The sequence below is a fragment of the Chryseobacterium sp. 'Rf worker isolate 10' genome, assembly GCF_050753305.1.
Classification (GTDB): domain Bacteria; phylum Bacteroidota; class Bacteroidia; order Flavobacteriales; family Weeksellaceae; genus Chryseobacterium.
This window is the reverse complement of sequence record NZ_JBOZOF010000002.1, coordinates 874,492-897,344: the sequence shown is the minus strand read 5'-3', so window position 1 is coordinate 897,344 and position 22,853 is coordinate 874,492. Positions and strand designations below refer to the sequence as shown.

The 22,853-nt window shown below is 37.3% G+C and carries 19 protein-coding genes; 8 read left to right on the top strand and 11 right to left on the bottom strand.

The window, feature by feature from the left end; translation table 11 throughout:
* Window positions 1-5 precede the first annotated feature (5 nt).
* Window positions 6-2,579, bottom strand: a complete 2,574-nt coding sequence (locus LKL37_RS14055) for a zinc-dependent metalloprotease (RefSeq protein WP_431611161.1) — start codon at window positions 2,577-2,579, stop codon at window positions 6-8.
* A gap of 129 nt (window positions 2,580-2,708) precedes the next feature.
* On the bottom strand, window positions 2,709-4,292 hold the full coding sequence (locus LKL37_RS14050) for a histidine kinase (protein WP_431611160.1): 1,584 nt from the start codon (window positions 4,290-4,292) through the stop codon (window positions 2,709-2,711).
* A gap of 303 nt (window positions 4,293-4,595) precedes the next feature.
* Between LKL37_RS14050 and LKL37_RS14045 the strand changes: the two genes are divergently transcribed.
* From LKL37_RS14045 to LKL37_RS14035, 3 genes are read left to right on the top strand one after another with little or no spacing between them, the layout of a single operon-like run.
* Window positions 4,596-5,771, top strand: coding sequence for a thioredoxin family protein (locus tag LKL37_RS14045; protein WP_431611159.1), 1,176 nt, complete (start codon window positions 4,596-4,598; stop codon window positions 5,769-5,771).
* 13 nt (window positions 5,772-5,784) lie between these two features.
* Window positions 5,785-6,417 (top strand): DUF3575 domain-containing protein, encoded by a 633-nt coding sequence (locus tag LKL37_RS14040; RefSeq protein WP_431611158.1) that lies wholly within the window; start codon window positions 5,785-5,787, stop codon window positions 6,415-6,417.
* 4 nt (window positions 6,418-6,421) lie between these two features.
* Window positions 6,422-6,628, top strand: a complete 207-nt coding sequence (locus LKL37_RS14035) for a hypothetical protein (protein ID WP_062674325.1) — start codon at window positions 6,422-6,424, stop codon at window positions 6,626-6,628.
* On the opposite strand, the gene LKL37_RS14030 is transcribed toward LKL37_RS14035, so the two are convergent.
* Window positions 6,629-7,825, bottom strand: a complete 1,197-nt coding sequence (locus tag LKL37_RS14030) for an exo-beta-N-acetylmuramidase NamZ family protein (RefSeq protein ID WP_431611157.1) — start codon at window positions 7,823-7,825, stop codon at window positions 6,629-6,631.
* Window positions 7,826-7,829: 4 nt separating this feature from the next.
* Here LKL37_RS14030 and LKL37_RS14025 point away from each other — a divergent pair, with 4 nt between their 5' ends.
* Both LKL37_RS14025 and LKL37_RS14020 read left to right on the top strand, forming a co-directional pair.
* Entirely contained in the window at window positions 7,830-9,059 is a 1,230-nt protein-coding gene (locus LKL37_RS14025) for an ABC transporter permease (protein WP_431611156.1), read from the top strand.
* Window positions 9,060-9,191: 132 nt separating this feature from the next.
* Window positions 9,192-10,184 (top strand): PLP-dependent cysteine synthase family protein, encoded by a 993-nt coding sequence (locus tag LKL37_RS14020; protein ID WP_105701725.1) that lies wholly within the window; start codon window positions 9,192-9,194, stop codon window positions 10,182-10,184.
* Between the two features lie 54 nt (window positions 10,185-10,238).
* Here LKL37_RS14020 and LKL37_RS14015 read toward each other — a convergent pair whose 3' ends face one another.
* From LKL37_RS14015 to LKL37_RS14005, 3 genes are read right to left on the bottom strand one after another with little or no spacing between them, the layout of a single operon-like run.
* The gene (locus LKL37_RS14015) at window positions 10,239-10,772 is read right to left on the bottom strand and encodes a hypothetical protein (RefSeq protein ID WP_431611155.1); all 534 of its coding nucleotides are present in this window, start codon (window positions 10,770-10,772) and stop codon (window positions 10,239-10,241) included.
* Between the two features lie 37 nt (window positions 10,773-10,809).
* Complete coding sequence (locus LKL37_RS14010; RefSeq protein ID WP_431611154.1) at window positions 10,810-11,112, bottom strand: chaperone modulator CbpM; 303 nt, start codon at window positions 11,110-11,112, stop codon at window positions 10,810-10,812.
* Window positions 11,113-11,115: 3 nt separating this feature from the next.
* Entirely contained in the window at window positions 11,116-12,027 is a 912-nt protein-coding gene (locus LKL37_RS14005; RefSeq protein ID WP_431611153.1) for a DnaJ C-terminal domain-containing protein, read from the bottom strand.
* A 93-nt stretch (window positions 12,028-12,120) separates the two neighbouring features.
* Between LKL37_RS14005 and LKL37_RS14000 the strand changes: the two genes are divergently transcribed.
* Both LKL37_RS14000 and LKL37_RS13995 read left to right on the top strand, forming a co-directional pair.
* Window positions 12,121-13,320: a dicarboxylate/amino acid:cation symporter gene (locus tag LKL37_RS14000; protein WP_431611152.1), complete on the top strand. Its 1,200-nt coding sequence runs from the start codon at window positions 12,121-12,123 to the stop codon at window positions 13,318-13,320.
* Between the two features lie 29 nt (window positions 13,321-13,349).
* Entirely contained in the window at window positions 13,350-13,862 is a 513-nt protein-coding gene (locus LKL37_RS13995; RefSeq protein WP_431611151.1) for a hypothetical protein, read from the top strand.
* A gap of 8 nt (window positions 13,863-13,870) precedes the next feature.
* Here the strand turns inward: LKL37_RS13995 and LKL37_RS13990 are convergent, their stop codons facing one another.
* From LKL37_RS13990 to LKL37_RS13980, 3 genes are all read right to left on the bottom strand, one after another.
* Window positions 13,871-14,254, bottom strand: a complete 384-nt coding sequence (locus LKL37_RS13990) for a DUF779 domain-containing protein (protein ID WP_431611150.1) — start codon at window positions 14,252-14,254, stop codon at window positions 13,871-13,873.
* An 88-nt stretch (window positions 14,255-14,342) separates the two neighbouring features.
* The gene (gene adhP / locus LKL37_RS13985) at window positions 14,343-15,377 is read right to left on the bottom strand and encodes an alcohol dehydrogenase AdhP (protein ID WP_047434164.1); all 1,035 of its coding nucleotides are present in this window, start codon (window positions 15,375-15,377) and stop codon (window positions 14,343-14,345) included.
* A gap of 208 nt (window positions 15,378-15,585) precedes the next feature.
* Window positions 15,586-17,115, bottom strand: a complete 1,530-nt coding sequence (locus tag LKL37_RS13980; RefSeq protein WP_431611149.1) for an aldehyde dehydrogenase family protein — start codon at window positions 17,113-17,115, stop codon at window positions 15,586-15,588.
* 182 nt (window positions 17,116-17,297) lie between these two features.
* Between LKL37_RS13980 and LKL37_RS13975 the strand changes: the two genes are divergently transcribed.
* Entirely contained in the window at window positions 17,298-18,221 is a 924-nt protein-coding gene (locus LKL37_RS13975) for an AraC family transcriptional regulator (RefSeq protein ID WP_431611148.1), read from the top strand.
* Between the two features lie 61 nt (window positions 18,222-18,282).
* On the opposite strand, the gene LKL37_RS13970 is transcribed toward LKL37_RS13975, so the two are convergent.
* The gene (locus tag LKL37_RS13970) at window positions 18,283-19,962 is read right to left on the bottom strand and encodes a RagB/SusD family nutrient uptake outer membrane protein (RefSeq protein ID WP_431611147.1); all 1,680 of its coding nucleotides are present in this window, start codon (window positions 19,960-19,962) and stop codon (window positions 18,283-18,285) included.
* Between the two features lie 12 nt (window positions 19,963-19,974).
* Window positions 19,975-22,827, bottom strand: a complete 2,853-nt coding sequence (locus tag LKL37_RS13965; protein WP_431611146.1) for a SusC/RagA family TonB-linked outer membrane protein — start codon at window positions 22,825-22,827, stop codon at window positions 19,975-19,977.
* Window positions 22,828-22,853: the final 26 nt, after the last annotated feature.

Below are 22,853 nucleotides of genomic sequence, written 5' to 3'. Positions count from 1 at the left end.
GCCGTTTATTTGTTTAAAGCCTCTTGAATACGAATAATTAAATCTGTGTAATGTGCTCTGGAAGCATCATCTCCCCTGTATCTTGTTCTGTTCAGTAAGTCCAGAACCTTCTGAAGTTCTGCCCTTTTGTAAGTAGTCACTTCTGATACTCTCTTCATGGATGAATAATTGATATTTCTCAAACCGTGATCATCTTCATGGAAATTGCAGATGGTTGGGATGTTCAAATTATCCTCCGCTTTCAATCCTTTCACTGCTGTTTTTTCAAATAATTTGTTCACAGAAACAATCAAAGCATCCACATAATTTTTCTGAGTCATCTTTTCAAACATTGTAAGGTTTCCTTTTTTGCTGAAAATGGCTGTTCTCACCTGATCAAATAAGTTTTCAACAGTATAGATCACCTCTTTTGATCCTGAAACCTGGTGCTTCAATTCGTTTTCAAGTAACCTCAGCAGTCTGTCATCCATCAGCAGGGAGTAAATATTTCCATACTGCATTCCTCTTGCAAGAGTATATGGCGTTTGCTCGAATGGCCCCATTGGTGAATCTTTAACCGGATACGTTTTTTCCGTAATCGGATTAAAGAATAACCACTCCGGAAGGTTGATAGCGTTTTTAACAAGATAATCAACTGCTCTTCTCTGAATTTCCGCAGGAACTGCTTCGTAAGCCTTTTTCTTGTTACCAAAAACAGTATTGTTCAGGTAAATTCCTCCTACATTAGCCATCACATGACCTGTATACAGATCCCACTGTCCGATAACCCCCAGATACAGTTTTCCGGCATCAGTATATTCTTTACCATCTTCATACGTCCATTTTAAGAGATTATTGATGACAACTTTCAGGTTTTTCATTCCGTACTCGCTGGCTTTCATCGCATCATCACCTAAATCTTCCGACTGCGAACGCGGGTCAATGGTTTCCAGGTAGCTTTGCTGCTCACCATAGAAATACATTGGGTCATCCTCATGTTTTTCAATTAAGTTTTTCAGCGCTTTTTTCTCTACAAATTCATCCGGATACCAACGGTAACCCCAGTCTATGGCATATTTATCGTAAAGACCAATTTTCGGAGTGATTGCTGTAACGCCATCTTCCGGCTGAGCTACGTAATTGTAACGTGCATAATCCATAATGGAAGGTGCCGTACCACCCATTTTATCTGTAAACTCTTTTGAACGAAGCGACTCTACAGGGAATGCAAAGGATGCTCCCATATTGTGCTTCAATCCGAAGGTGTGACCTACTTCATGAGATGAAACAAAGCGGATAGCTTCACCCATATGTTCATCACTGAATTTATTTCCTCTAGCTTTTGGGTCGATAGGTCCTGTCTGAATTCTCATCCAGTCATGAAGAGAAGTCATTACATTATGCCACCAGATGATATCTGCTTCGATAATTTCACCACTTCTCGGGTCTACCACAGAGGGTCCCATTGCATTTGACTTTGGCGACGCGGCGTAAGTAATCACAGAATATCTTACATCATCAATATCAAAATCTTCATCTTTTTCGTCCGGCATTTTCGCAATCACTGCATTTTTAAATCCTGCTTGCTCAAACGCCGCCTGCCAGTCATGTACTCCGGCAATGATTTTCTCACGCCATTGTTTTGGTGTTGCCGGATCGATATAATAAACAATCGGTTTTTTAGGCTCTACCAGCTCACCTCTTAAGTATTTTTCTTTGTCTTCGTCTTTGGGTTCCAGATTCCATTTGGTAATGAAAAACTTTTCATCCATTTTTTGCTGATTGTCATTAAACGACCAGTGTTTTTCGGAGAAAAATCCTACTCTTGAATCGGCTACTCTTGGTTTCATCGGTATTTTAGAAAGCAGAACCAGATTGGTAGTGACTCCTAATGTTACCGGAAGATCTACCCCGCCTTCATTTACAGAAGTAGACAATTGAGACTTCACTACAAGGTTTTTAGGGAATGTCTTCACTCCTTCTATATAAGAAAGGCTTGACTTCACAGATCCTCCTAATCCTACATTGGCTAACACATCATTAAAACTTTTCTGATTTCCATCAAAAACTTTGTTCACTTTAATGGCCACCGCTGTAGAGTCACTGTTTTGTGCTTCAATATCAAAGACTTCAATTACAGATTCTGAAAAGTTGTCTTTTACAGATTTTGTAATAGCATCATTTTTTGGTGAAGACACTTTAGGAACCACCGTTTTCACCCATACCTTTTTAGCTACAGGATCACGGTGAAAGGAAATGACTTTATTTTCATAATTCATTCCTTTGTTCAAACCTGCCTCATTGACCTGCATGGGTACCTGAGACAGCTTGTTGACCACCAAAAACTGACGTCCCATCAAACTGTCTGGAATTTCAAAATAAATATCCGTTTTCACCTGAATGGTATTAAAAAGTCCCTTTTTATAGGTTCCTTTTTTGATCAGGTCTTCAATTTTTTTTGTTTTTTTCGACGAGGATGTCTCTGTCTTATCTGTTTTTTCTTTGTTGACCTTTACCGTATCTTTATCTTTTTTCTGTGCTACTGCCATTGGTGAAGCCATAGCAAGACCGAGATACAGAGCAAGTCTGTAATTCTTCATTAAAATAGTCCGATTCATTCCAAATAGTAAATATCTTAGTTTCAGTAAGCAAAGCTATAGGTATCGTGAATCATATATAAATATTAGGGAGTGAGTGGTGATATTTTGGGAGTGAATGGATTTTTATTTTCACTTCATTAATGGCAAAAAACATATGAAATATTCACCATCTACAGAAATATGAAGAAGATTATTCTTAAAATACTCATAAACCTGGTTCAAATAATCAATTCCGAATTTTTCTCCCTGTACCGGTTCCGTTTTAGGCTGCCAGGTATTCTTTACTGTGATACCTTCCATATCAACAATAATGATAATTTCCAGAGGTTGATCTATTGTGGCAATATTGTGTTTTACAGCATTCTCCGTGACAATCTGAAGGGATAAATACGGAATCCTTTTTTCCAGACTTTCAGGATGATTAATAATCATTTCAAACTTTATCTCTTCATCAAACCTACTTTTCAGAAGTTCCATATAATGCTGTATAAATTTGATTTCCTGAGAAACCTTAACAATATTTTCTTTCGGAGGCACTATCAGATACCTGTAGATCTTGGAAAGATTCATGGTAAACTTCTGCGCGTTTTCTTTATTGATCCCGATCAGCATATAAAGGGAATTCAATGAATTGAAAAGAAAATGTGGATTGATATTATTTTTAAGCTGCTGAAGCTGATTGATCACTTCAGCTTTATGCATCTTTTCATTTTCTATCAGCAATAAATTCTTCTCAGTCTGTATTTTTTCTTTTTCCTGATAAGCCAGATTGGTTGCTCTTTGAAATAATATAAAGACTGTTACAATAAGAAACAAGGCCGCCAGAAAAATGTAAACGGTATAGGTTTTTATCTTGCTGATATTTTCATCGATGATAAAATTTACGTGATTTACAACTGTATAACCATCAAAATTATCAGTTTTCAATGGTTTTATGAACCGTGTTACTTCCACTCCAAGATATTCTGAAACAGCTGTTCCTTTAGTATATCCTGCTTCGGTTTTACAGGTCAGCGTATCATTAGGTTTAATATCTGTAAAATCAAAAATATTCTTTCCGATGTATTTTTTCTCAGGATGGGTAATGCAGATTCCCTCCTTAGTAAAGACATAAGCGTAAGTATTGGAACTTTTATCAACATTAATAAAATATTGATGAAGATCATCCAGACTCACGGTAGACCCATAATACAGCTTGTTTTTATCAGGTAATACCAGAGAATCATAACTAATCCAGTACATACTGTCTTTTTTAGTAACTAAAAGATCTTTGAAATGCCCCGGACCATTATTTTTTATAACAATGGATTTTTCTTTATTATCTGTATTCTTGAAAATATCGGACAAAGGGTTATTGCTCTCAGATTTTCCTGAACTCCTGTTTTCATAGTAATACCAGCTGTACGGGAGAAGATTTCTTTTTTTGTTTAAATCATTTAAAACTAAAGAATAGTCTTTATAATTCTTCAAGCCATCTTTCTGAATCAGCGCACGAAGCAGATATTGATAATCTTCAATATTTCTGAATTCATGTTCTATCGACTCATATTTTCGGAAGAATGTTTTCTTTGCAAAATCATCGGTGTTTTTTCGGCTGTCTTCAGTGATCAGAAGACTCAAAACAGCAAATGCTGCCACAGCAATCAGGCAGGCAGACAAGGCGGTAATATAAATGGACTTTTTGGATAAAGCGTGTTTAAAATTAATAATCAAATTCTCTAAATTGCGGGTTCCTCTACATATAAATTATTCGTTTGCAAAGATATAACAAAGATTTCAGGACCGTAAAGTGAATTATATTTAGATTTTATTTTTTTGAAAAATCACCAGATATGGCATATTTGTGAATTGAAACGGATATTCAAACCTTATCAATTTCCTCACTTTTTACCAAAAAAAGCAAAAATCATAAACCTGTTTAAGTCTTAAAGTTAGTTAATATCGTCATTCATACAATAGATTCAGCACTCTATATTTCGAAAATTAATTATCTTCGCCTACAAATCTTATTTGAAAATGAAGAAGATCATCTCCGGGATATCTATTTTTTGTACCATTGCTATCTCAGCTCAGGAATCCATCAAGTTTCAGGAGCTGCCATTCAAGGATATTATTGCAAAAGCCAAGAAGGAAAAGAAACTGGTTTTTATTGATGCATATGCTTCCTGGTGTGGGCCTTGCAAAATGATGGAGAAAAATGTTTTTACCCAGAAGTCGGTGAGTGATTATTATAATACCAACTTCATTAATGCAAGATTTGATATGGAAAAAGGAGAAGGTAGAGATATTGCTTCGAAATTTGGAGTACGCTCCTATCCTACTTATCTTTTCCTGAATGGTGAAGGTGAGCTTGTATCCAGAAATACAGGATATATGGAAGAAAGTATGTTTGTTGCAATGGCACAGGATATCAATTCATCCGGAAACAAAAAAGGTTCTCTGAAAGATCGTTTTGCCAGTGGTGAAAAAGATCCGGAATTTCTGATCAACATCATGAAACTGAACGCCAACACAGATTATGATTTTGCCAAAAAAGCTTCTGAAAGATATTTTCAAAATAAAAAGAAAACTGAAGAATTGACCAAAGATGAGATAGGATTTCTTCTCTATTTTGTAAAATCATCTGAAGACACCAATTATAATGTCTTTGCATCCAGAAAAGCAGAGATCATCAAATTTCTTCCTGAAGAAACATACAACGAATTTGATGCACAGCTGAAATTAGGTAAAATAGTAGAACAGTCTATTGATGATAAAAATAAAAGAATCAACGATGACTATTTCATGAAAACAGCTGAACCATTGGTAGGAAAAGAAGCTGCTCAAAAAAAACTGAATCAGACGAAACTAAGCTACTACGAGCAAAACAGTAATTTTCCGGAGTACGAAAAGGCAGCTTTAGATTATTATAAAAATGCTGACACATTTGACCCTAATGAGCTTTTAAGAGCAGCATGGGTATTTGCAGATCATGTGAAAGCACCAGCTTCATTAAAAAAAGCAACTGAATGGGCAGAAAAGTCTGTCATGAGAAGTGAAACTTCCGAAAACACTTATATACTTGCCAAACTCTATTATCTTACAGGAAATAAAGAGATGGCAAAAAACTATGCTGAAATGTCTAAAAATATGGCAGCTCAGGGCAATAAGGATTCTCAACTAGCAGAAGAACTATTAAAGCAGATAAAATAACAATACATACCGGATGAATTATAAATTATTAGCAGCAGGCATTTTAGCTTTCCTGTCAGCAAGTACATTGAACGCTCAGGAAAAGGAAGAAGGAGGACAGGATAAAAGTTTATACATAAAAGGAAATGCTTTATTTGCTCCAATAGGAATTCTAAATCTTGGAATAGAAAAACAGATAAGCCCTAAATATACACTTCAGGGAGATGTATTCATTTCACCATGGAAATCTTTTGCAGGACATGAATTGCAATTCTATTCCGTATCTGCAGAAGGAAGATATTATTTCAATGAAGCTTTCAAACACTGGTACTTAGGTGCCAACGTTTCTTTTGCAGCTTATAATGCTGCAAAATGGAATTATTGGAAAGATATAAATTTTGTAAACTGGAATGGAGAAACCCTTAATAATTCGAATCTGTATCAAAGAGGATTTTCTATTATGCTAGGGATTACAGCAGGATATCAGTTTCAGTTGTCTGAACGATGGAATCTTGACATTTATGGAACAGTTGGAACCTCACAAGGTTTTTATAAGGGATATGACCGTACTACAGGAAGACGTTATGATTCTGCTGAAAAGTTTAATAAAAGTGGTGAGATTATTCCGTATAGAGGAGGGGTAATGATTTCTTACAAATTAAAATAATACAATGAAGCCATTCGGAAGAAATCATATCATTATTTCGGTGATCACTTTTGTGATTCTTTTTTTGATGAACTATATCGGGAACGATCTGCCAGATAAATTACAGAGGGCTTTAATGACTGCTTTTGCAGGAGTTGTTGGGTTGACCGTCGGGCTCTTTATATTAAATAAGGGCAGAAATGATAAAAATCCGCCCCAAAATTTTGATTAATTAATCTTCATATACCACATATCGGGTTCTGATCTTTTCGAAATTTTCCAGATCTTTTTTCCAGGAAGCTTTAATTTCCGGAATGGATTTTCCGTCAATGATCTGTTTTCTGAATTCATCAGTCCCGGATAAGGTATCGAACCAAAGATTTTTCAGGAAGAAATCCTGCTGAGAATTTTTATAATTCTGATAAGCTTTGATGACCCATTCAAGATTCAATTCTCTTAAATCATTAGGATAATTAGAAAGATTTTCACCATAACATAATTTCCCATTCAAAAAAGGATCTTTGGCACCATAACTTGGCTTTGGAGTAAACTGATAGGGAAGATTTTCCGTCCAGGGGGAACCATAAATCTGGAAAGGCAGGTCTGTTCCTCTTCCTACAGAAACCTGAGTTCCTTCAAAAAAGCACAGACTTGGATATAAATTGATTGCTTTATCATTAGGTAAATTAGGGGAAGGCTTATCAAGCATCGGATAGCGCTGCTTTTTATGATAATTCTTCATCGGAATAAGACTGTATTTAGCCTGAACTCCATTTTTCAGCCACTTTTCACCATTCACCATCTTTCCGTACTCTCCTATCGTAAGCCCATATACAACAGGAACTTCATGCATTCCTACAAAACTTGTCCATTTTTTTCTCAAGACAGGACCATCAGTATATCCGTCATGGGGATTGGGGCGATCCAGTACCATTATCTCTACGTTATTTTCAGCACCAGCCTCCATCAGGTAAGACAACGTAGAAATATAGGTGTAGAATCTTACTCCAACATCCTGGATATCAAAAACCACAATATCAATTCCGGAAAGCTGCTCCGGTTTTGGCTTTTTATTATTGCCATAAAGAGAAACAATAGGAATTCCCGTTTTTATATCTACTCCGTTTTTTACTTTTGCACCTGCATCGGCATCTCCTCGGAAACCATGTTCAGGAGCAAAAATCGACTTGATTTTAACTCCATTTTTTACCAGAAAATCAACCAGGTGAGTTCTGTCGTTCATCAAACCCGTCTGATTGGTTACCACACCAATTGTTTTATCTTTTAAAAGCGGTAAATAAACTTCAGGCTGGTCTGCCCCGGTTTTAAAATCCAATTGAACTTGAGTCTGAGAATAATATTGGTTGAATACTCCTAAAAAAATTAGGCAAATCAGAAGTAAATTTTTAATTTTGAAATCTAAATTCATAAGCTTGAAATTTCCTTTATATTTCTCTAGAAAAATAGCATTTTCCAAAGATAACAAAAATAACCTTTCAAGGGTTATCATCTTCATTGGCAGGCTTTCCGTAGCATTGGGAATTATTGTTTCCTTAATTACTGTAGCCACCGGTTTTGGGTCCAAAAAAGCGATCAAAGAGAGACTGGCGGATTTCAGCGGACATATTACGGTAAGATCCACACGATCGAATTCTTCATACAACACCTCGGTACTTGATAATCAGGGACTAAATGTTGCCAAAATAAAAGAACTCCCCGATGTGGAAAGTACCCAAAAATATGTGACAGTAACCGGAATTATGCGTAATGAGCACAATTTCGCAGGGATCATATTTAAAGGAATTGGAAAAGACTTTGACAGCTTAAGGTTTAAAAAATTTCTTATCGCCGGTACCACTCCGAAAGTAACAGAAAAAGGGTTCAATAATGATGTTGCTATTTCGCAGAAAGTAGCCAATGATCTTCACCTTAAAGTAAATGACAGCATTGTTACCGTATTTTTAAAGGCAGATCAAAAACCGCTTTACCGTAAATTCAGAGTCATTGGTATCTACAGAACGGATATTAAATTAATTGACGAACAGTTTGTCATTGGGGGAATTAACCATGCAAGAAAAATTCAGGATATGAAGCCTGATGAAATTGGTGGAATTGATATTTTCCTGAAAAATGTAAATGACATCGACAAAGATTTTCCTGAAATTGAAAAACTGATCGGCTATAAAAATTATGCTGAAAAAGCTACTGAAAAATTTCCTCAGATTACGGATTGGATTAGTATTTTTGATACCAATATTGCACTGATCATCATCATTATGCTGATTGTTGTAGTGATCAATATCATTATGGTTCTTCTGATCCTTATTATTGAAAGAACGAATTCTATTGGTCTTCTAAAAACATTGGGAGCAAGCAATTCACAGATAAGAGCTACTTTCATCAACTATACCCTGATTATTATGATTCCTGGACTTTTGTATGGAAATGCTATCGGATTGGGACTTATTTTGATTCAGAAATTCTTTGGGGTGATAAAACTTAATCCGGAAAATTATTATGTAAGTACAGTTCCCGTAGATCTTAATCCAATTGCAATTATCTCTATCTCAGTGGGAATTCTTATTATTTCAGGACTGGCTTTGATTATTCCAAGTTACCTGATCAGTAAAATTTCTCCGGTAAAAGCGATTAAGTACAACTAGCTTGATAATTGATAATTGGAAGTTATTGACTGTACATCAGGTGATTTCAGTTTTATCCACAACTTATCCACATGTTATCCACAGCACAGATAATTTTAAAAGCCTTATCTTTGCGCCGCTTATAAAACATTTATGAAATACGCAAAAAATATCCTTGAAACGATAGGTAACACACCGCTGGTAAAGCTTAACAAAGTATTAGGTGAAGATTTTCCGGCATTAGTATTAGCAAAAGTAGAGACCTTCAATCCTGGAAACTCCGTAAAGGACAGAATGGCTCTTAAAATGATAGAAGATGCCGAAAAAGACGGCAGATTAAAACCTGGGGGAACTATTATCGAAGGAACTTCCGGAAATACAGGAATGGGACTTGCATTAGCAGCGATCATCAAAGGGTACAAATGTATCTTTGTGACCAATTCAAAACAGTCTAAAGAAAAATGTGATATTCTTCGTGCTGTAGGGGCTGAAGTAATTGTTTGTCCTACCGATGTAAAACCTACCGATCCACGTTCTTATTATTCGGTTTCAAAAAGACTTGCTAAAGAAACGGAAAACGGATGGTATGTAAACCAATACGACAATTTATCCAACAGAGCCGCTCATTATGAGTCTACAGCTCCTGAGATCTGGGAGCAGACCGAAGGAAAACTGACCCACTTTGTAGTAGGAGCCGGAACAGGAGGTACTATCACAGGATGTGGAACATTCTTCAAAGAAAAAAATCAGGACATCAAAGTAATCGGGGTGGATACTTACGGTTCTATTCTGAAAGAATTCCACGAAACAGGTGAACTTCATTATGATCATGCTTATACTTATATTACAGAAGGAATCGGGGAAGATATCATTCCTGAAAACTATGATATGTCTGTAATTGACCACTTTGAAAAAGTAACGGATAAAGATGGTGCAATCTATGCAAGAAAACTGGCTAAAGAAGAAGGAATTTTCTGCGGATATTCCGCCGGAAGTGCAATTGCTTCTTTGATCCAAATGAAAGATCAGTTCACTAAAGATGATGTAATTGTTGTTTTACTTCACGACCACGGTTCAAGATATGTAGGAAAAATCTACAATGACGAGTGGATGAAGGAAATGGGCTGGCTGGAAGAAAGCAAATAAGCTAACTTGTAAATAATAAAAACGGAGCAAAATAATTTTGCTCCGTTTTTATTATTATTGATCGATTTTCACTCTCTCTTTCAATGTATTCTTAAGAAAACTATATTCTTTCTCACTCATTGCTTTTCTGGGAAACATATAACTGTATTTTCCTTCAAGAGAAATAAATTCATTATTACTGTCAAAGTATTCAAAATCTTTCCATTCGCTGGTTTCTTTTTCACCATCAATATTGACTGTGAAAAAATTCTGATCAAATCTGATTTCGTATACTTTGCATTTTTCAAGTACATTTAGGTAATGATTAACCTGTTTCTTCCATCTTGACACTTTATTAACGCTTACCGATAAAAAAACAGCGCAAAGCAAAAATATAAAACTCAAAAAGTACAAAATACCTGTATTTTCTTTACTCAAAAGATCTTTTAAAAGAAAAACGACGAAAACAATCACAGCAGCAGCAATGGTAGTAATAGTTTTACTTTTTGTAGTAGGTGAAAAAAGCAGGCTTCCCTGATTACCGCTAAAATAAATATCTTCAAAAATCTTTCTCTCCGGTTTTAGTGTAATCACCTTTTCTTCGTTCATAATTATAAAATTTGCTTTAAAAAGCTACAAAACTAAGCTAAATATCTTCATATTGATCACTTATAGCAGAAAGTTTGTTCATCAGTTCTCTGTTTCTGCGGTTCAGAGCATCCAATTTGTTTAGCATACTATGAATCACTTCAAGGCCGGGCAGATTAATTTCAAGATCATAATGCCAGTTGGCAAATTTTTCCAGATCGGGCAGATCATCATACATCAGGTAATGAATATTGTTTTCAATCTGAATATTAAGCAGCCCATAGTCTACAAGTTCATCAAAAAAAGTGATTTCTATATTATAGATTTTTACGAGTTCTTCCCGTGATATTCTTTCACTCATAGCTTAGGAATTTTTTAGTTGTTCAAAAAGTTCTTTCTGCTTTTCAGTAAGATTCGTTGGCAGTTTCACTTCATAGGTTACAAAAAGATCTCCGTGTTCTCCTTCTTTTTTATAGACAGGAAAACCTTTTCCTTTCAGTCTTACCGTCATTCCTGCTTGGGTTTCCGGTTTTACTTTAAGGTTTACACTTCCTTCCAGCGTATTTACTTTCACTTCTCCTCCTAAAACAGCAGTATACAGATCAATGACTACTTTGGTTTTCAGGTCATCACCAATTCTTTCAAAATCCGGATCAGCCGGGATGTTGAAGGTAATATATAAATCTCCGCTCGGACCTCCGTTTACTCCCGGATTTCCATGCCCTTTCAGCTTGATCTGCTGCCCGTCATATACACCTGCAGGAATCGTGATTCTTACTTTTTTTCCATTGATATCAAAAGTTTGCGGATGAGTTTTTGCAGCATCTCTTAAATTCAGATTCAGCTCAGCTTTTATATCCTGACCTTTGAATTTGCCGGAAGCTCTTCCTCTCGAACTTTTACCGAATCCACCACCTGCTCCGCCAAACATATTCTGGAAGAAATCTGAAAAATCTTCCCCTTCACCAAAGTCTGCACCGGAATATCCTCCGTTATAACTCTGCTGCTGATACTGTCTTTGCTGCTGCTGGGCTTTTTCGTATTCTTCGCCATGCTTCCAGTTTTCTCCGTACTTGTCATATTTTGATCTGTTTTCCGGATTACTGAGCACTTCATTTGCTTCATTCAGTTCTTTGAATTTTTTTTCTGCTTCTTTGTCTCCGGGATTGAGATCGGGATGATGTTTTCTTGCCTGTTTTCGGTAGGCTTTTTTGATATCATCCTGTGTTGCGCTTTTATCTACGCCTAAAATCTTATAGTAATCTATATAAGCCATAGAAATGAGGTTTACCCAAATTTATGAATTTTAGGTCTGAAAATTGTATAACAGAATGTTAAAAATAAACCTATCTTTGATAAAAAGCACTGCATGAAAGAGGTACTGAAAAACTACTCCGGAATTATATTTTTACTTTTAGGAATCACTATTGGAAGCATCATTGGAATTGTTGCCCCGGGTATTGTGGAATACATTAAACCTTTGGGAGATATTTTTCTGAATCTTCTTTTTGTGAGCGTAGTTCCTTTGGTATTTTTTGCCGTATCCAATTCTATTGCTTCTCTGGAGCAGCAATCTAAATTTGGTAAAATCATTCTTGTGATGGCACTTACCTTTTTATTCTTTATTCTCACGGCAGCAATTTTTACGATTTGTGCAGTATACCTTTTCCCGGTTTCAGGAGTTTCCGGAAGTTCTGAGATGATTACGGAAGCTGCGAATGAGGACAGCTGGGGCAACAGAATTGTAAGCTTCTTTACAGTAGGTGAATTTACTGAACTTTTTTCCAGAAGAAATATGCTGGCCCTTTTGGTGTTTGCATTTCTGACAGGATTTGCGGCCAGAAAAACAGGTGAGCAAGGACAGCCTTTCAGAGTTTTTATTGCTTCAGGATATGAAGTAATGAAAGAACTTCTTCTATTGGTGATGAAACTTGCACCCATTGGTTTAGGTGCCTATTTTGCTTATCAGGTGGCGACTTTGGGACCACAGCTTTTCGGATTTTATGCAAAGCCTCTGGGACTTTATTATATTGCAGGAATTATTTATTTTCTTGTATTCTTTTCTATTTATGCTTTTATGGCCAATGGGCAGAAAGGAGTTAAAAGCTTCTGGACGAATGCGATCTACCCTACTTTAACTGCAATAAGTACCTGCAGCAGTTTTGCAACGATGCCGGCCAATTTACAGGCAGCTTCAAAAATCGGTATTCCAAATTCTATTGCTAACCTGGTTATTCCTATTGGGACTACATTGCATAAAAATGGATCTTCCATGTCTTCTATTATTAAGATTTATGTAGCATTCCTAATCATTGGGAGAGACTTCTTTGATCCTGCCAATCTGCTTTTAGCATTAGGAATTACGGTTTTTGTGAGTATTGTAGCCGGTGGGATTCCTAACGGTGGATATATTGGTGAAATGCTGATGATTTCTGTTTATAAACTCCCTCAGGAAGCTATTCCTGCTGTGATGATCATCGGGACTTTGGTAGATCCTTTGGCGACAGTTCTGAATGCTGTAGGAGATATCGTCGCGGCCATGTTTGTCAACCGGTTTGTGAAGGTCTGACCATAGTTTAACCATTTTTCTTTTAACCCATGAACTCATTTTTCAAAACCATTGGCTTGTATAGCAGCCTGAATCTTGATCTCGATATCAACAGCGCTGAACTCATACAAAGGCTATGGAAAGTAACTTATAAGACCAATACAACCTTTATCTCATTGGAAAGAGACTCTGCAATTCCCACACGGTTTGAATATCGAGGGATGATTGATGCGAACAGTTTTACAATCAAAAGAAGAGAAAGACTCTTTGATATGAACAGAAGTAATCCTGTATTTCATGGAACTATTTCTGATAAAAACGGTAAATCCTCTGTGGTGATAGATTTTTTCCCATCAGGACTTCAGATTTTAAATTGGTTTTTCATTCTTTGCTTTTGCTTAGTGGCAATATTGGTGAATATAAGAGGTGATCAACAGAATTTTATGTTTGCAGCAGTCGCTTTAGTAATTGCTGTTGCTCAGTATTTCATTTTAAAAAGGGGAATTTTAAGGGGTAAATATGAATTTGAAAGAGAGCTGATTTATATTGCTCAAAAACCTTAATATTAATCCTATTCACTACGTTTTACCGGTTCCAGATTTTCGTACTCATCGGGAGTAAAAAGCCTGTAATGAACTTTAAAAGTTTTTCCTAAAGGGGTTTCCAAGGAAAAGCCACCGGGCCCGAAACCGTCTGTAATATCGAGTGTAAAATGTGAATATTTCCAGTATTCGAAAAGATCACGGTCTATCCAGAACTCATGTCCATTAATAGTACCGATCATTGCATCATTCATTCTGGGAAAGAATCCTCCTTTTTCGAAGCATTGCGGCTGAGTACCTTCACAGCATCCTCCTGCCTGATAAAACATGAGAGGACCGTATTGGTCTTCCAGTTTACGGATTATTTCAAGCGCCTGTTCCGTTGCGGAAAGTCTTGATATTTTTGTTTCCATTGTCTTTATTTTAGCTTAATACAAACCTTATATTGATAAAAAATCCCGGTAAAATAAATCTAACCGGGATCCCACAACACATCATCAATTAATTTGAACCGGCAATATCTAAAACGATTCTGCCGTCAATTTGACCTTTTTTCATTTTATCAAAAACATCATTGATATCTTCTAATTTTGCGGAAGTGACTGTAGCTTTTACCAATCCTTCATTGGCAAAATCCAATGCTTCCTGCAAATCTTTTCTTGTTCCTACAATAGAACCTCTGACAGTAATTCTTTTCAGAACTGTTTCAAAAATGGGAAGTTCAAAAGATCCGGGAGGAAGGCCATTGAGAGCAATTGTTCCCTTTCTTCTTAACACATCGATTCCTTGTTTGAAAGCAATAGGTGAAACTGCTGTAATCAATGCTCCGTGCATTCCGCCAACTTCTTTATGTAAATATTCTCCAGGATCTGTGTTTTTTGCATTCACTACAAGGTCTGCTCCTAATTTTTTCGCCAGCTCAAGCTTATCATCTGCAACATCAATGGCTGCTACGTGCATTCCCATTGCTTTTGCATACTGAACAGCTACGTGTCCCAGCCCTCCGATTCCTGAGATGGCAACCCATTCTCCGGGTTTTGTTTCTGTTTCTTTCAATCCTTTATAAACCGTTACTCCGGCACATAATATGGGAGCAATTTCAAGGAAGTTGACATCAGATTTCAAATGTCCTACATATCTTGAATCTGCAATGACATATTCTGCAAATCCTCCATCTACGCTGTAGCCTCCATTTTTCTGTGCTTCACAAAGGGTTTCCCATCCTGTGATACAATAATCGCAGCATCCGCATGCACTGTACAACCACGGAACTCCTACGGCATCTCCTTCTTTTACAAAAGCTTCCGGTCCACAGGCTACTACAATTCCTACTCCTTCATGTCCGGGGATAAGAGGCATCTTGGGTTTTGCAGGCCAGTCGCCATCTACAGCATGCAGGTCTGTATGGCAAACTCCGCAGGCAATTACTTTGACAAGCACTTCATATCTTCCGGGTTCTCTTACAGGTACTTCTTCTATTTTCAGGGGTTGACCGTAGCCCTGAACTACTGCCGCTTTCATTGTTTTTGGAATCATATCTTATTTTTTGGATTGAGTTATTTGGGGTTATTAGTTTTTATCTCCACTTTTAAACAGAGAATTTCTCTGCGTGAGGGATAGGAAGGGCGGCGAGGAACGAGCCGGTGCGGAATGCAATGGAGCACCGAAACGAAGTGCAGCCCTGGATAGCCCGACCGGTTTGCCCTGGACAACGCCAAGGCAAGCGGGCACGTCCTAAATAATATTAAAAGAAACCTAACTTATTCTTGTTATAAGAAATCAGCATGTTTTTGGTTTGACGGTAATGGTCGAGCATCATTTTATGGTTTTCTCTTCCGATTCCCGATTGTTTGTAACCTCCGAAAGGTGCTCCGGCAGGATAAGAGTGATATTGGTTTACCCATACTCTCCCCGCTTCAATCTGGCGTGGAATATTGTACAGCTGGTGAGCATCTCTTGTCCACACTCCTGCCCCAAGTCCGTAAATGGTATCATTAGCAATTTTGACAGCTTCTTCTTCATCTTTGAACGTGGTAAATGCCAGCACCGGACCGAAAATTTCTTCCTGGAAAATTCTCATTCTGTTGTCTCCTTTGAAAATAGTAGGCTGGATGTAGTATCCACCTTCAAGATCGTCTCCCAAGTCGTTTACAGCTCCTCCTACAAGCACTTCTGCTCCTTCTTCTATTCCCAACTGAATGTAAGAGAGAATTTTGTCCTTCTGAATCTGTGAAGCCTGCGCTCCCATCATCACGGTTTTATCCAGCGGATTTCCTACTTTGATAGCTTTTACTCTTTCAATCACTCTTTCGATGAAGGCATCTGCAATACCTTCCTGAACAAGAAGTCTTGAAGGGCATGTACAGATCTCTCCCTGGTTAAGAGCAAAAAGAACTGCTCCTTCTATCGCTTTATCTAAAAATTCATCATCAGCATCCATTACAGAATTGAAGAAAACGTTGGGGGATTTCCCTCCCAATTCAAGGGTTACCGGAATAATATTTTCTGTAGCATACTGCATTACCAGACGTCCTGTAGCGGTAGAGCCGGTAAATGCCGCTTTTGCCACTTTCGGATTGGTCACCAGAGCTCTCCCGAGTTCTGCCCCGAATCCATTGACAATATTAATAACTCCTGCTGGTAAAAGGTCACCAATAAGCTCCATTAAAACCATAATAGAAACAGGGGTACTTTCTGCCGGTTTCAAAACGACACAGTTTCCTGCTGCTAATGCCGGAGCCAGTTTCCAAACTGCCATTAAAATCGGAAAATTCCAAGGGATGATCTGTGCAATTACGCCAAGAGGTTCGTGAACAATCAGAGATACGGTATCTTTGTCCAGTTCGTTATGAGATCCTTCATCAGCACGAATTACGGAAGCGAAATATCTGAAGTGATCAATGGCTAAAGGTAAATCTGCTGCCAGCGTTTCTCTCACGGCTTTTCCGTTATCAATTGTTTCTACTGTTGCCAGATATTCTAAATTCTGTTCTATTCTGTCTGCAATTTTATTCAGGATAATGCTTCTTTCCGTAGATGAAGTATTCTTCCATGTCTGAAATGCTTTTTCTGCGGCATTTACAGCCAATTCCAAATCCTCCTTGGAAGAATGAGCAACCTGTGTGAATTTTTTTCCGTCTACCGGAGAAACTACATCAAAATATTGTCCTTTAACAGGCGGAGTGAATTTTCCATCAATATAGTTATCATATCTGCTTTTAAACTCTGGACGCTGTAAAAGCGTTGTTGATTTTGGTTCTGTAATAGTGCTCATATTAGTATTGTTTTTATTTTTCGATATTGCCAAATTACACTGAGAAGCCAAAAAGAGTATAGCACAATCGTATAAAAAAAGTGTAAAATAGTGCAGAGGGTTCAATTTTAGTATTTTATTAACAGCAACGTACTCTCAAATTTTCTATATTTGAGTTACTTCCGATCCAAAAAATTTTAGAAATGAATAACAATAGTAAGATATTATTAAATACTCCTGAATTACATAAGGAAAACCAACTATTGAGTCTTGTTGAAAACCAGACGAAATTCAATCTAAACAATTGTGAATTTAGTATTTATGAGACCCATAAGGCTGCTTTTGACGTAAAACTTCATTTTGACAATATTGCATTTACGGCCATGCTTAGAGGTAAAAAACATATGAAACTGGATAAAAAGACCAATTATTTTGATTATTATCCGGGAGAAAGCATCCTTGTTGCTCCGGGAGAAACGATGGTGATTGATTTTCCTGAAGCGGATGAAACCCCTACGCAATGTATTTCTTTAAGCCTTAATCCGGATTTTATTGAGGATTCTCTCAATTACCTCAACTATCATCTTCCTAAGGTGGATGAAACTTCACAATGGAACATTCAGCTGGATGAGTATTTTCTGTTCAATAATAAAGCGCTTGCTTCTGCGACCAATAATATTATGAGAATTGCCATGGATGATAATTCTCAAAAAGATATTATGGCAGATTTTGCATTGAAAGAACTTCTGATCAGATTAATGCAGACCCAGGCAAGAAGCATGGTAGAAAAGAATATCGTTAAGAATAAATCGAGAATAGGCTTTGTAGTGGATTATATTAAAAGAAATCTGCATCAGAAATTATCTATTGACAGCATCGCCAAACTGGCTTATGTAAGCAAGTCGAATTTCTTTAAAATGTTCAAAGATGAACTGGGAACTTCCCCGAATGATTTTATTCTACAGGAAAGGATTAGCAAAGCGAAAGAACTTCTTGCCAGCCAGATCAGCATTAAGGAAACCGCTTTTCAGACAGGTTTTTCGGACACCAATTATTTTTCAAGAGTATTTAAGCAGCTGGAGGGCGTAACTCCTAAAAGTTATCAGGACAGAACATTCCTACGATAATTTCACAAAAAAAAGAGCCCCGTTACCGGGACTCTTCTTAAAAATATATTAAAATTAAATCTTAATATTTGTCATTCTGCTTAACGTTCGGGTTAGCAGAGATTTCTCTGATTGGAATAGGTAATGTATATCTGTAATCACCATTCGGAAGATTTTTCACATCGATAATATCATCCGTAGGGTTTCTGTCCATAGATACATTAGCTGCTACAGCAAGTCTCTTAAGGTCGATGAAACGGTGCCCTTCAAGTGCTAATTCCACTCTACGCTCTTTCAAGATATCTGCATAAGCGAATTGTGCAGATGCATAAGTAGGCGTTGTAGCTGCTCCCTGGAAGTTTCTAGCTACTCTCACCTGCTGAATTCTATCGTGAGCTGCTGTAAGATTTCCTGCCGCTACTTCAGCTTCTGCTATGATGAAGTACATTTCTGACAATCTGAAAACTTTTACGTCATTTCTTGTCGCTGTACTTGTTTTACCAGGATATTTGTCAATAACCAATCCGTCAGTTCTGGTATTTCCTCCTGTTGCAGCTGCATAATTTGAATTTGGTTTTGATGAAGGATCTACGTAAGCATATTTTCTAATATCTCCCGGAGTATTTTTAAATAGGTTATATAGGTTTCTTCCCCAGAACCACATTGGTGCTCCACTAAGGTTAGACTGGTTGGTATTCCATTTTCCTCCAATAGCAGCACCTGCTCCTAAAGGAAGTCTGTTTAGAGAGAAAATAGATTCTCCGTTCTCAGTATCTGCCCACATTCTTCTGTATGGGTTGAAAGAACCTCCTGCAATACCATTTCCACTTTTCTCATCAATTCCTCCATAGAATGCAATATTCCACTTGTCTGTAGTAGGTTCAGTAAAAGCTCCGGATTGGAATACAGAACCATCAGCTTCAGTAACTGGTACTGCCGCATTGTTACCCGTGATTGGAGTTGCAATTGTAAGAGAAAGACCAGATCCGTTGATTACTGATTCTGCATTTTGCTTAGCCAGTGCCATTTCACCTCTGTAAAGGTTAAAACGAGCAGCAACAGCGTTTACAAAATTCTTATCTACCTTATATCTTCTTGGAGTTGTAGCGTTTTCTAAGATTCCTCTTGCATAGTCTAAATCAGCATTGATGAAATCATATACATCCTGATTTTTTGCTCTTGGCAATTGTGCTTCAGTAGAAGGAACATCTTTTAAAAGGATAACTCCTAAAGCATTAGGGTTTTTCATATCACTAGAGAAATAAGCCTCTAACTGTACATAACAATATGCTCTGATAGCTCTTGCTTGTGCAAGGATTGCATTGTATGTATTTTTCTCTTCTGCAGAAGCAGGGGTAATATTTTTCGCTCCTTCAAGAAGTCTGTTGACTCTGTTGATTACTCTATAGTTATTCAACCAGATTCCGTCACTCGCAACAGTACCTACTGTTCCTCCTGTAATAACAGCGCTGGATGGATCAAGGAAATGTCTGTGCAGCGTATATTCCTGTCCTCCACTACCAGATCCTGGTTTTACTTCGTCTGTAAAAACAGCTGTGAAATAGATCTCGTCAATTGGGTCTAACTGAGCGTATACAGATCCATTCAAAATATCATTAAGATTAGCTACACTTGTATACAGGTCTTGTCCTTCTAATTGTCCTGCCTGTTTTATATCTAGTGCATCCTGACAGCTGTTCAGCGTAAATGCTGCAGATGATAGGGTTGCTACAACTAATATTGTGTTTATAATTCTTTTCATAATTCTTCTCTATTAAAAATCAACATTTAAACCTACAGATACGGTTTTTGGGTTAGGGTAAACATTTAGTGAATACGAAGTAATCGGCTCCGGATCAAATCCTTTCCAATCTGTCCATGTATAAAGGTTTTCTGCCTGAACAAATACTTTGATTCCTTTTACCGGCAGTTTACCTAACTGACTTTTGCTGAAGTTATATCCTATAGAGATATTCTTAAGTCTGATAAAATCTGATCTGTGTAAGAATCTGTCTGAAGAACCTAAGCTAAGGTTGCTCGCTTTTAATGCAGGTACATCAGTATCTCTGTTATCAGGAGTCCAAGCGTTCAATAAATCTGCTGAAAGGTTTCTTGTTCCAGCTGCACTTGGATCCATAATCCATGACTGTAAGTTATCATAGATCCATCCTCCTTGTTGGAAAGAGAATAACGTATCAAGGAACCAGCCTTTGTGTTGTAAGTTGAATCCGAAACCTCCTGTAAACTTAGCATATCTTGATTTTCCTGTCAATACTCTGTCTGCAGATGTCGGAGCCTCAGTGATGTTTCCGTTTTTATCTAAAAACTGTAAGTTTCCGTTATCACGGTTTACACCAACGTATGAATATAGCTGATACTGACCAGCAGGTCCTCCGATAGCATTTACAACATCTCCTGCAAGATTTTCGCTGTTCATAGAAACAATCTTGTTAGAGTTGTATGCACCGTTAACGAATACAGAGAATCTTGTATTTTCGTTTCTGATCACGTTGTACTTGATCATCCCTTCAATACCTTTGTTATCAAGAACTCCATCATTACCTCTGATTGAGTAATACCCCGTAACTGATGATTTTTGAAGGTCATTGAACATTCTTGATGTTCTTTTCTGATAGTAATCAACACTACCTTCAACCAATCCTTTATAATTGAAATCCAATCCGATGTTGCTTTGTTTTACCTGCTCCCACTCTAAGTAAGGATTTGATAAGTTAACAAAGTTATATCCTAATAAATTCTGGTATCCTGAGAAACCGTTATAAAGATCAAGGAAGTTGTTTGGAAGAAGCGCTAATGGGTTTTGGTTATCACTAGCAATTCCTAAGTTCTGGTTACCTGTAGTACCGATTGAAGCTCTCAACTTAAGTAATCTGAATCCGGAATTAGCCATGAATTCTTCTTTGTCAATATTCCATCTTGCTGCTACTGACCAGAAAGTCTCCCATCTGTTGGTAGGAAGGAAACGGTAAGAACCATCTCTTCTTACAACTCCACTTACTCCATATTTATCTTTGTAATCGTAGTCTGCTGTTGCAAAGTAAGCTAATGTACCAGCAGTTACTTTTGTAGCACTGTTAGAAGGTCTGTAGATGTTGGGTGTATCCGGGTTAAATGGAATATAACCAGTTCCTGCACCGAATTCCCATTGTAATGGGTTCAGACCATTTTGTCTTTGGCTTGTTGAGCTTACGTGCGCTTTGATATAATCTAAATAAGCACCAGCACTAATTGTGTGATCTCCAAAAGATTTGTTGAATGAAATATTCGTAATACTGTTGAAAGTAAGATCTCTTGTTGTTGAGAAGTCTTCGAATCCTCCATATGTAGATCCATCTCCTTTAGCTACACTGATTGCAAGGTATCCTAGTGGTGATCTTGCGAAGTTTCTTTCGTATTGCTTATATTCAATACCTGTTCTGTTTCCAACGCTTAAATAATCTGTAATTTTATAGTTTACGTTCGCATTGGCAGAGATACTTAATTCTGTAAATCTGTTTCTGATTCCTCCATTGATGTTATCCTGAAGAATCCAGTGTCTGTTGTTAGTTGCATCTCCTTTAATAGCGTTATACAACTCTTGTCCATTTGCATATGGAGAAGGTGCTGCATATGGTAATGAAAGAACACCTCCGAATAAAGGATTCTGAAGGGTATTATTGGAAATACCTGTATTCGTTTCATCATCCAGCTGGTTTCTTCTGGAATATCCTAACCCCATAATAGCCCCGAAAGTTAATTTTCCGTCTTTAGACTTACCATTAAGGTTATTTCTCATCGTAAATCTCTTGAAGTCTGTAGATCTTACAGTACCTTCACTATCAAGATATCCTAGAGATAAGAAGTTATTGATGTTTTCCCCACCACCTGTAATTGAAAGGTTGTGCTGCTGAGAAATACCGATACGGGTAAATTGTTTACTCCAGTCTGTATTAGTACCCCAGTTATTGATCTGATCCTGAGATAAAGTATTACCTTTAGCAGTTCCTAAAGTCTTTTGAAGCTGTAAAAGCTGTCTACCGTCTGACATGTTATAATCAGAAGTAGGTAATTTACTGAACGAAGTTAATGCATCATAAGATACTTTCAGTCCAGAGTTGAATTTTCCTCCTTTAGTCGTAATTACTACAACTCCATTCGCAGCTCTGTTACCATAGATAGCAGTTGCCTGAGCATCTTTCAGGATACTGAACGTATCAATGTCATAAGAGTTCAGGTTTCTGAACTGAGAACCGGAAGTAATTACTCCATCCACAACATACAAAGGATCTGTAGAACCGTTAAGGGAACTCGCACCTCTGATCAAAATGTTGAATTTTCCAGAACCTGGAGATCCAGATGCTGAATTCACTACTATCCCGGGAGCAGTACCCTGAATCGAGTTCAGTACCGAGATATTAGGTCTGTTTTCTAAGGTTTCAGCACCAACAGTAACCGAAGATGTAGTGGTTTTCGCTTTAGTAGCAGTCTTGCTATAACCTAAAACAACAACTTCCTCCAGTTTTGTCTCTTTGTCCTTACTGTTCTTAGAGTCCTTTTCCTGAGCTAATACAGTCTGTCCTGTAAAAAACAGAACACCGACTGTCAAAACGCTTAATTTCACATTCATATTAACAGATTTTAATATATTCAAGG